This is a genomic window from Rhizobacter sp. P2_H2 (assembly GCF_056403375.1).
Genome location: NZ_JBFUFP010000125.1, coordinates 1 through 9,144 on the forward strand (window position 1 = coordinate 1; position 9,144 = coordinate 9,144).

At 71.3% G+C, this 9,144-nt stretch carries 9 protein-coding genes and 1 pseudogene; 2 read left to right on the plus strand and 8 right to left on the minus strand.

The annotated features are described in order from the left end of the window. The 6 genes from AC1D15_RS09950 to AC1D15_RS09975 form a co-directional block, all read right to left on the minus strand. Positions 1-1,207: sigma-54-dependent transcriptional regulator (locus AC1D15_RS09950; RefSeq protein WP_477825854.1), on the minus strand; the 1,207-nt coding region annotated here is incomplete at its 3' end. A gap of 14 nt (positions 1,208-1,221) precedes the next feature. Beyond that, positions 1,222-2,436, minus strand: a complete 1,215-nt coding sequence (locus AC1D15_RS09955; protein ID WP_477825855.1) for an ABC transporter permease — start codon at positions 2,434-2,436, stop codon at positions 1,222-1,224. A gap of 28 nt (positions 2,437-2,464) precedes the next feature. Then, on the minus strand, positions 2,465-3,769 hold the full coding sequence (locus AC1D15_RS09960; RefSeq protein WP_477825856.1) for an ABC transporter permease: 1,305 nt from the start codon (positions 3,767-3,769) through the stop codon (positions 2,465-2,467). A 12-nt stretch (positions 3,770-3,781) separates the two neighbouring features. Beyond that, positions 3,782-5,074 (minus strand): TolC family outer membrane protein, encoded by a 1,293-nt coding sequence (locus AC1D15_RS09965; RefSeq protein WP_477825857.1) that lies wholly within the window; start codon positions 5,072-5,074, stop codon positions 3,782-3,784. A gap of 376 nt (positions 5,075-5,450) precedes the next feature. Next, a complete protein-coding gene (locus tag AC1D15_RS09970; RefSeq protein WP_477825858.1) occupies positions 5,451-6,158 on the minus strand; it encodes an ABC transporter ATP-binding protein in 708 nt (235 codons plus the stop codon). Between the two features lie 34 nt (positions 6,159-6,192). Continuing rightward, positions 6,193-7,497, minus strand: a complete 1,305-nt coding sequence (locus tag AC1D15_RS09975) for an efflux RND transporter periplasmic adaptor subunit (RefSeq protein WP_465110434.1) — start codon at positions 7,495-7,497, stop codon at positions 6,193-6,195. 149 nt (positions 7,498-7,646) lie between these two features. Between AC1D15_RS09975 and AC1D15_RS09980 the strand changes: the two genes are divergently transcribed. Further along, positions 7,647-8,096 carry a hypothetical protein gene (locus AC1D15_RS09980; RefSeq protein ID WP_477825859.1) on the plus strand — a complete coding sequence of 150 codons (450 nt, stop codon included), beginning with the start codon at positions 7,647-7,649 and terminating at the stop codon, positions 8,094-8,096. A gap of 4 nt (positions 8,097-8,100) precedes the next feature. Here the strand turns inward: AC1D15_RS09980 and atpE are convergent, their stop codons facing one another. Together atpE and AC1D15_RS09990 are read right to left on the minus strand one after the other, a co-directional pair. Then, a complete protein-coding gene (gene atpE, locus AC1D15_RS09985; protein WP_047511051.1) occupies positions 8,101-8,343 on the minus strand; it encodes a F0F1 ATP synthase subunit C in 243 nt (80 codons plus the stop codon). A gap of 16 nt (positions 8,344-8,359) precedes the next feature. Further along, entirely contained in the window at positions 8,360-8,722 is a 363-nt protein-coding gene (locus AC1D15_RS09990) for a nuclear transport factor 2 family protein (RefSeq protein ID WP_465110432.1), read from the minus strand. Positions 8,723-8,837: 115 nt separating this feature from the next. On the opposite strand from AC1D15_RS09990, the pseudogene AC1D15_RS09995 reads away from it, so the two are divergent. After that, positions 8,838-9,144 (plus strand): annotated as a pseudogene (locus tag AC1D15_RS09995) (cytosine deaminase); the annotation flags it as partial.

A 9,144-nucleotide genomic window follows, 5' to 3' on the forward strand; every position in this document is an offset into this window, starting at 1 on the left:
CGCCGAGGTTGCGCGGCGTCGGGGCGAGTTCGGCTGCCGGCAGGCCCAGCAGCTCGGGCGTGACCGGCCCGCCGCGCGCCAGCAGCGCGGCGCGCTCGATCACGTTCTTCAGCTCGCGCACGTTGCCCGGCCACGCATGCGCGAGCAGCGCCGCGCGCGCCGCGTCGACCAGCCCTGGGCGGCCGGCGAGGAAGTGCTCGGCCAGCGCCAGCACGTCGTCGCGGCGCTGCGCGAGCGGCGGCACCACGACCTCGATCACGTTGAGCCGGTAGTACAGGTCTTCGCGGAAGCGGCCATCCCGCACCATCGTCTTCAGGTCGGCATTCGTCGCGCTGATCACGCGCACCCGCACGTGGCGCGTGCGCGTGGAGCCGACGCGCTCGAAACGGCCGCTCTCCAGCACCCGCAGCAGCTTCACCTGGCCGGCCAGCGGCAGCGTGCCGATCTCGTCGAGGAACAGCGTGCCGTTGTCCGCCGCATCGAAGCGGCCGTCGCGCGACTTGATCGCACTGGTGTACGCGCCGCCCTCGGCACCGAACAGCTCGGTCTCGATCAGGTCGGCCGGCAGCGCGCCGCAGTTGACCGCGACGAACGCCCCGTCGCGCACCGCCGAATTGACATGCACGGTGGTGGCGATGCGTTCCTTGCCGCTGCCGTTCGGCCCGGTGATGAGCACCGGCAGGTCGGAGCGCGCGACCTGGCAGGCCAGCTCCAGCGTGCGCTCCATCGCATCGGAGGCGTAGACGATGCCGCTCAGGTCGAAACGCTGCGCGAGCGCGACGCGGCGGCGGCGGCGCTCGTCGCGCAGGCGGGCCACCTCGCGCGTCGACTCCGCCAGCTCCAGCAGGTTCTCGATGGTGGCGAGCAGCTTCGCGTCGTCCCAGGGCTTCGCGAGGTAGTCGGCGGCGCCGGCCTTCACCAGTTCGACGGCGGCCTCGAGCCGCGTCCAGGCGGTCAGCAGGATCACCGGCAGGTCGGGCTGGCGCTCGCGGATCGCGCGGAACAGCGCCGCACCCTCGGCGCCGGAGGTGGTATCGGCGCTGAAGTTCATGTCCTGGATCACGACGTCGGCCGGGCGGCGGTCGAGCGCGGCCAGGCCCGCTTCGGGCGTCAGCGCGACCTCGGCCACGATGTCGTGCAGGGACAGCAGCAGCGTGAGGGCCTGGCCGACTGCGGGGTTGTCGTCGATGATCAGGATGCGGCGCATGGGGCGCGAGCTTACTAGGCCCCGCGCATCACCACCACCGGCGGCAGCGCCGCCGCGCGCCGCGCCGGGCCGAGCACCGCCACCTGGCCCAGCGCCCACAGCGTGACCGCGCCGATCGGCAGGCACACCCAGGGCAGCGGCGGCAGCTCGTAGAGGCTCATCAGCAGCCGGTTGATGCCGTACGCCGCCGTCATGCCGATCGCGATGCCCATCGTCGTCAGCAGGAAGTTCTCGGCCTGGAAGTAGCGCAGGATCTGCACCCGCGACGCGCCGAGCGCGCGCCGCACGCCGATCATCCGCGTGCGCTGCTGCACCCAGAAGCTCGCGAGACCGACGATGCCGAACGCGGTGACCACCAGCAGCGCGATGCACACCGCGACCAGCAGCGCCGCCATCCAGCGGTCCTGGCGGAAATACGCGTGGCGCATGTCGTCGAAGGTCTCGCGCTCCATCACGATGCGCCGGCTGTCGACCGCCTGCAGCGCGGCGACCGCATCCTTCAGCAGCAGGTCGCGCTGCGCCGCATCGACGCGCACCAGGTAGTTGCCCTCGTTGTACGAGGGCTGCACCGGCAGCAGCGTCAGGAACCCGCTGCGCGGGCCGTCGGGCTGCGGGATCGACATGTGCTCGACCACGCCGACCACGCGCATCGGCGAGGGGCCGAACACGTACAGCGATTTTCCGATCGCGCTGCCCTCGGGGAACAGGCGCGCCGCGGTGCCGCGGTCGAGGATCACCGCCGGCACCTTCGGCTCCTCGGCATCGAGGGCCGAGGCGGGCTGCATCTCCTCGGGGAGGAAGTCGCGGCCCTCGACCAGCTTCAGGCCGAGCGTCGCGAGCGCGTTCTCGCCGACGAGGTACAGCGCCGCGGTGATCGTCGGCGAGGTCTGGTCGAACGAGAGGCTGACGCCGGTGTCGGACGAGCCGTTGCCGAACGGCACGTGGTTGACGCTGGTGGCCGCCTTGACGCCGGGCAGGGCGCGCAGGGTCGCCAGGTCGCGCCGGGTCAGCGCCTCGTCGTTGTCGCGATGCGCGATGTCGTTGAGGCGGATGTGCAGCAGCTCGGACTCGGCCAGGCCGGTGGGCGCCTGCATGCGCTCCAGCCGCTGGCCGATCAGGAACAGCGCGTTGCTGACGATCGCGCAGCTCAGCGCGACCTCGAGCACGATCAGCGCGGCGGCGGTCTTGTGGCGGCGCAGCGTCGACAGGATCGGTCGGAAGTCCATCATCGCGTTCTCCTTGGGTTCTGGCCGCTGTTCACTGCGACTTGAGCTGCAGCGCCGGCGTCACCTGGCAGGCGCGCCAGGCGGGCAGCAGCCCGGCGGCGAGGCTGGCCACCAGTGCGAGCACGAGGGTGATCGCGAGCATCGGCGCATCGAGGTAGGCGAGCTGCGCATAGCTGGCCGGGTTCTGGCGCACGCCCCACAGCCCGAGCAGCGCGAGGCCGAGGCCGAGCACGCCGCCGACGATGCCGATGCTGCCGGCCTCGACGAGGAACTGCCCGAAGATCGCGCGCCGGGTGGCGCCGAGCGCGCGCCGCACTGCGATCTCCGGCGCGCGGCGCATGCACTTGGCGAGCAGCAGCCCGACGGTGTTGGTCAGGCACACCAGCAGGAAGCCGAATGCGAGCCACAGCTGCAGGTGCACGTCGCCGGGCACGACGTGCTTGAACGACATGCGCTCGGTGACGTTGCGCAGGCGCACGTTGCTCGGCCGCTCGAAGCGGCCGGCCGCGCGCTGCTGCTCGGAGTAGTCGGTGAGGTACTGCCGCAGCGCCGGCGCGTCGGCCGCCGACGGCATCTGCACCCAGTACTGCAGCCAGGCGCAGGGGGCGTTCAGTGCGCGCGGGTCGGGGGCGGTGCGGTTGCCCCAGCAGGTCATGCTGCCGGCGATCGGCAGCCGGGCCTGCAGCGCGGTGGACAGCGGCGTGAACACCTGCTCGGTCTTCGCGAAGCGGCCGGCGTACAGGTCGTAGTAGTGCGGCACCGGGCGCCACGGCGCGAGCACGCCGACGATGCGCAAGTCGCGGTCGCCGGCACGCAGCATGCGGCCGGTGCTGTCGGCGCCGTCGAACAGCTTCTCGTTCAGCTCGTGCGAGATGACCGCGACGCGCGCGCCGGCCTCGTCGTCGGCGGCACTCCAGCCATGTCCGTGGCGCCACGGCGTCTCGAACATCGGGAAGAAGTCGGCGGTGGTGTAGCGGGCGCTCGCGAAGAACGCGGGGCGGTCGGCCTGCGCCGGCTGCACGGCGACCGAGCCGCCGGTCATCATCACCTGGCGTTCGCCGCGGTGTTCGCGCAGCAGGGCCTCGGCATCGAAGCGGGTCAGCTGTTCCAGCGGTTCGGCGCCGGGCGGCGCGGCGCCGCGTTCGTTGGCGTCGAGCTGCACGTAGAAGAGCCGGTCGCTCTTGCCCGGGATCGGGTCGCCCGACAGCACGTGGAACACCGTCAGCGTGGTCATGCTGGCGCCGATGCCGAGCGCGATCGCGAGCACCATCAGCGCGGTCAGCGCGGGGCTGCGGCGGAAACTGCGCAGCGCCAGGTCGAGGTGGTAGCCGAACATGGTGGGGCGCTCCTATTTCAGCAGGGTGTTGACGGCGGCGAGGTCGGCCTCGGCGATGCGGCCGGCCGACTGCAGCAGCAGCAGGCGGCTGAGCACGAACTGGTGGCGCGCCTGCGAGTACGAGGCCTGCGCGGAGGCCTGGGTCTGGATCGCGAGCAGCAGGTCGGTCATGGTCTGGGTGCCGAGTTCGTGGCCGATGCGGGTGGAGGCGAGGGCGCGGCCGGCCGAGTCGACCGCGGTGCGCGTGGCGCCGATGCGGCCGATGCCGGCGGCGATGCTGCGGTACTGCTCCAGCGTCTCGCGCGCGACGCGACGGCGGCGCAGCTCGTAGTCGTCGCGCGCCGCATCCTGCTGGCGCAGGGCCTGGCGCAGTTGTGATTGCGTGGCGCCGCCGGCGAACAGCGGCACGTTGAGCACGAGCCCGACGCTCGCGACGTTGCGGCCGTCGGTGTTGCTGGCCGGCACCGGCCAGGCGGCGGCGCGGCCGACGCCCAGGTTGGCGCTCAGCGTGGGCAGGTGGCCGGCCCGTGCGGCGGCGATGCCCTGCCCTGCGGCATCGACGACATGGCGCTGCGCCGACAAGCCCGGGTTGTGCAGCAGCGCCTCGTCGACCCAGGCCTGCGGATCGGCCGGCTCGGGCAAGGCCATCGGCAGCTCGTCCTGCAGGCGGTTGAGGGTCGGCACCGGCTGGCCGGTGATCTCGGAGAGCGCCTCGCGCGCATCGTCGCGTGCCTGGCGCGCATCGATGCTGGCCGCCTGCGCCGCCGCGTGGTAGGCCCGCGCCTGCTCCACGTCGACCTGGGCCGACAGCCCGTTGCGAAAGCGCTGGTCCGACTGTTCGACCTGCTGGCGGAACGCATCCTCGTTGGCCTCGACCTGGCGCACCGCGTCGTCGGCGGTGAGCACATCGAAGTAGGCACGGGCGACGCGGGCGCACAAGGCCTGTTCGGCGGCGCGCACCAGGTCGTCCTGCGCCTCGGCCTGCGACTGCGCGACATGCAGCTGCGACAGACGGGACACATCGACCAGCACCTGGTTCAGCGTGACGGAGGCGGCGCGGCTGCTGTTGCGCTCTCCCGGGTCACCGGTCGGTTGCAAGCGGTCGAATGCCAGGCCGGCCGAGGCCTGGGGCAGCAGCGGCGCTCGGGCCTGCACGACGCCCTCTCTCGCGATGCCGCGTTGGGCATCGGCCGCCGACAGCACCGGGTCGGCACGACGGGCTTGCTGGTAGACCTGCAGCAGGTCGTCGGCTCGGGCTGCCAGTGGTGCGGCTGCCAGCAGGAGTGCAGCGATGCAGCGGCGCATCGCGGCGCTTGGGGGACTGGGCTGAAGTGATCGACGAGCATGCGAGCGCCCGCACGTTTCGTCGACCTGTTCAGTCTTTTCTCCACCCCACACAGCACGGTGGTGGTGGCAAAGGCGCGAGTGGGCAGGCTGTGGAGCGCCAATCAGGACGGGGCGCCGGAGCTGGCTGGTTTCATGGCCCGCGTGCGCAGCACGCTTCGTGAACTGACTGTCGCACACTGTTTGACCACAACGAACGAAGTGAGTGGCGGGAGTTTGGGCGACGGGCCATGAAATCAGCCAGCAGAGGGCAGTCATCGCCCCCCGGGGCGATGACCGCACCGGCCGGCGAGCCACAGCCTGCCCACTCGCGCCTTTGCTCGCACCGTTCACCATCTCAGGCCGCCACTTCGCTCGCAGAGCTGAGCCGCAGTTCGTCCGACACATCCACGACCTGCCCGTCAACGACATGCACGTTCCGCTGCGCCCGCGCCGCCAGCTGCGGATCGTGCGTCACCATCACGATGGTCGCGCCCGAGCGGTGCAGTTCCTCCAGCAGCGCCATCACGCTGCGCGCCATCTGGCTGTCGAGGTTGCCGGTCGGCTCGTCGGCCAGCAGCAGCCGCGGACTGCCGGCCAGCGCGCGTGCGATCGCCACCCGCTGCTGCTGGCCACCCGACAACTCCGCCGGGTAGTGGCGCTCGCGCGCGGCCAGCCCCACCCGCTCCAGCGCATCGCGCACGCGCCGGCGACGCTCGTCGGCCTTCATGCCGCGGTAGCGCAACGGCACTTCCACGTTGTCGGCAATGTTCAGGTCCGGGATCAGGTTGAAGGCCTGGAAGATGAAGCCGATCTTCTCGTTGCGGATGCGCGAACGGGCGTTGTCGTCCAGCTGCCCCACCTCGACGCCATCGAGCAGGTAGCTGCCGCCGGTCGACGCCTCCAGCAGGCCGGCGATCGTCAGGAAGGTCGTCTTGCCCGAGCCCGACGGACCCGTCACCGCGACGAACTCGCCCTCCTTCACCTCGAGGTTGAACGCGCGCAGCGCATGGGTCTCGATCACCTCGGTGCGGTAGACCTTGGACAGGCCGGTCATCTTGAGCATGGGAGTCCTTCGGTTCGTTCGTTGATGGGTTGAATCACTGGCTGACGGCGACCTGCTCCGCCCCCTGGAACAGCTCGGCACCGGACACCACCACCCGGTCGCCGACGGCCAGGCCGCCGAGGATCTCGACCTTGTCGAGGCTGCGCGCGCCGACGCGGATCGGCGTCTTCACCGCCATGCCGTCGCGCAGCACGTACGCATGCGCGCCACCGGATTCGTCGACGAAGCTGCCGCGTTGCACGGCCAGCACGTCATCGCGCTTGTCGAGCAGCACGCGCACCGACAGGCGCTGGTTCTGCCTCAGCTGGCTCGGCTGCTCGCCCGCGCCACCGCTGAAGCGCAGCCGCGCCGCCACCTCGTTGTTGACGACCTCTGGCGACACCGTGCTGACCGCCGCGCGCCACGTGTGGCCGTTGCCGCTGATCTCGCCCGGCATGCCGACGCCGAGATCGCGCGCGAAACTCTCGGCCACCTGCATCTGCACCTCCAGCGCCGACAGGTCGATCACCGACAGCAGCTGCGCATCCTTCGCGACATTCGCATGCTCGGCAATGAACAACTGCCCCACCTGCCCCTCGACCGGCGAGCGCACCGTCAGGCTCTCGACCTGGCGCTGCAGGTCCTTCACCAGCAGCAGCTGCCGCGCATGCGCGAGCTGGCGGGCCTGCACATCGAACTTCAGGCTGTCGTCCTTCAGCCGCAGGCCGGCCTCGGCATGGTCGAGCGCGATGCGCGCCTTCTGCAGCGTGTCGCGCGCATGCTCGACCTGCATGCCCGACACCGCGCCGGCGTCGAACGCCTTCTGCTGGCGCGCCAGGTCGTTCTGCGCACTGCTGTGGTCGATGCGCGCCGCATCGAACGCCCCCTGCAATGTGCCGCGCTGCTGCCGCGCATCCACGTCGGCACGCAGCACGTCGGCCTTCATCGCGTCGGCATTCGACAGCTCCTGCGCGAGCTTCGCGGCCAGCTCGGGGCTGTCGATCACCGCGAGCACCTGGCCGCGCGCGACCCGGTCGCCGGCATGCACCTTCAGCGTCGCGGCACCGCCGCCGGCCGCGTACAGCGTCGGGCTCACCGCGGCGACGACCTTGCCCTCGGCCGCGATGTCGCGCACGAACGGGCCGCGCTGCACGGTCGCCACCACCAGCCGCGAGGCCGACACCGACGAGCCGCTCGAGAAGCCGTGCCGCAGCGCCGGCGTCGAGAGCGCGACCGCGAGCAGGGCCGCCAGCGCCGCGCCGGCGGCCAGCCACGGCCCGGGCCGCAGCCGGCGCTTCGGCAACGGCTGGTCCTGGGCCGAGGTGTCGCGGATCAGCGGAGCGTCGTTCGCAGCGTTCATGGCCTGCTTCATTGCAACGCCCGTGCCCGCTCCCGCCGGCGATGAAAATCCCATTGAATCAAGGGCTTGGCGCGGATTGCCCCTGCTGCCGATGTGTCCGCGGACAGCCACCGGACGGACAGCGGACAGCGCACGGACAATCCGCGGCCATGACGCCGACACCCACTGCCCTGGCCGCGCTGATGCAGGCCTTCTTCGACGCCGTGTCCTTCGAGCCCGGCGGGCGCCCGCCCTACGAGCGGCTGCACGGGCTGTTCATCGACGGCGGCCTGCTGATCCGCAACATCGGGCCGGCGCCCGAGGTGACGGGCGTCGCGCAGTTCATCGCGCCGCGCCAGCGCTCGGTCGAGGCCGGCGAGCTGACGGCGTTCCGCGAGACCGAGCTGGCCGAGATCACCGAGGTGTTCGGCCAGGTGGCGCACCGCACCAGCACCTATGCGAAGACCGGCACGCTGAACGGCCARGCCTTATCGGCACGCGGCGTGATCTCGACGCAGTTCGTCTCGACGCCCACCGGCTGGCGCATCAGCGCGATGGCCTGGGACGACGAGCGGCCGGGGCTCGCGCTGCCGGCACGCTACGCGCCGCCTGCCGCCTGAACGCTCACCCCTTGAAGGGGTTGGCGGTCGCGAACCACAGCCCGATGCCGGTCGCGATGATGAACGCGCCGTCGAGCACGCCGACCAGCAGGAACACCTTCTGCTGCAGCGGCTCCATCAGCTCGGGCTGGCGCGCCGAGGCTTCGAGGTACTTGCTGGCCAGGACACCGACGCCCAGGCAGGAGCCGATGGCGCCGAGGCCGATCATGTGGCCGACGGCCAGCGGGACGAGGTCGATACCGTTCATGACAAAGGCCTTTCGTTCACTGTGAGTTCTGGTCGAGGAAGCCGGTGACGCTGCGCAGGCGCCGATCGTCGAGCAGCTCGGCGAAGTCGGTCCCGCGTGCGACGCCCTGTCCGCCGGCGTCGCACAGCTGCCACGAGAAGCGCAGGTAGCGGCCATGCGCATCCACCTGGCCATGCGGCTCGAAGCGGTGGCCCGGGTAGTGCTGCTGCACGGCGCCGATCAAGCCGCTGATCGCCTCGTGGCCGCGGACGTCGGCCAGCGGGTCGGTGTAGCGCGCGTCGGCACTCCACAGCTCCGCGATCAGCCGCGCCCGACGCGCCGCATCGCTTTCGTTCCAGGCCTCCAGATAGCGGGTGACCAGGGTGCTGGCATCATTCATGAATGCTCCTTCGGGGTTGAGTGAGTGAGAGGACATGGCTGCATCCTCGCGGCCTGGCCGCCTGCAGTCGATGACCTCCCAGGTCAAGTCGCCACGCCAGTCAAAGGAGAACCCGATGCTGTTCGTCCGCAACGTCACCCTGCCCGACGGCCGCCGCGGCCACGATGTGCTCGCGCGCGACGGCCGCATCGAGGCGATCGGCCCCCAGCTGCCGCAGCCCGAGGGCGCAACGCTGCTCGACGGCCACGGCTGGCTGCTGTCGCCGCCCTTCGTCGACGCGCATTTCCACATGGACGCGACGCTCAGCCACGGCCTGCCGCGCGTCAACCAGAGCGGCACGCTGCTCGAGGGCATCGCGCTGTGGGGCGAGCTGAAGCCGCTGCTGACGCAGCAGGCGCTGGTGGAGCGCGCGCTGCAGTACT

What these genes read in the sequence shown, in the direction of transcription:
- AC1D15_RS09955 (WP_477825855.1), bottom strand. Translation starts at nt 2,436, where the DNA reads ATGATGGACTTCCGACCGATCCTGTCGACGCTGCGCCGCCACAAGACC.
- AC1D15_RS09960 (WP_477825856.1), bottom strand. Translation starts at nt 3,769, where the DNA reads ATGTTCGGCTACCACCTCGACCTGGCGCTGCGCAGTTTCCGCCGCAGC.
- AC1D15_RS09965 (WP_477825857.1), bottom strand. Translation starts at nt 5,074, where the DNA reads ATGCGCCGCTGCATCGCTGCACTCCTGCTGGCAGCCGCACCACTGGCA.
- AC1D15_RS09970 (WP_477825858.1), bottom strand. Translation starts at nt 6,158, where the DNA reads ATGCTCAAGATGACCGGCCTGTCCAAGGTCTACCGCACCGAGGTGATC.
- AC1D15_RS09975 (WP_465110434.1), bottom strand. Translation starts at nt 7,497, where the DNA reads ATGAACGCTGCGAACGACGCTCCGCTGATCCGCGACACCTCGGCCCAG.
- atpE (WP_047511051.1), bottom strand. Translation starts at nt 8,343, where the DNA reads ATGAACGGTATCGACCTCGTCCCGCTGGCCGTCGGCCACATGATCGGC.
- AC1D15_RS09990 (WP_465110432.1), bottom strand. Translation starts at nt 8,722, where the DNA reads ATGAATGATGCCAGCACCCTGGTCACCCGCTATCTGGAGGCCTGGAAC.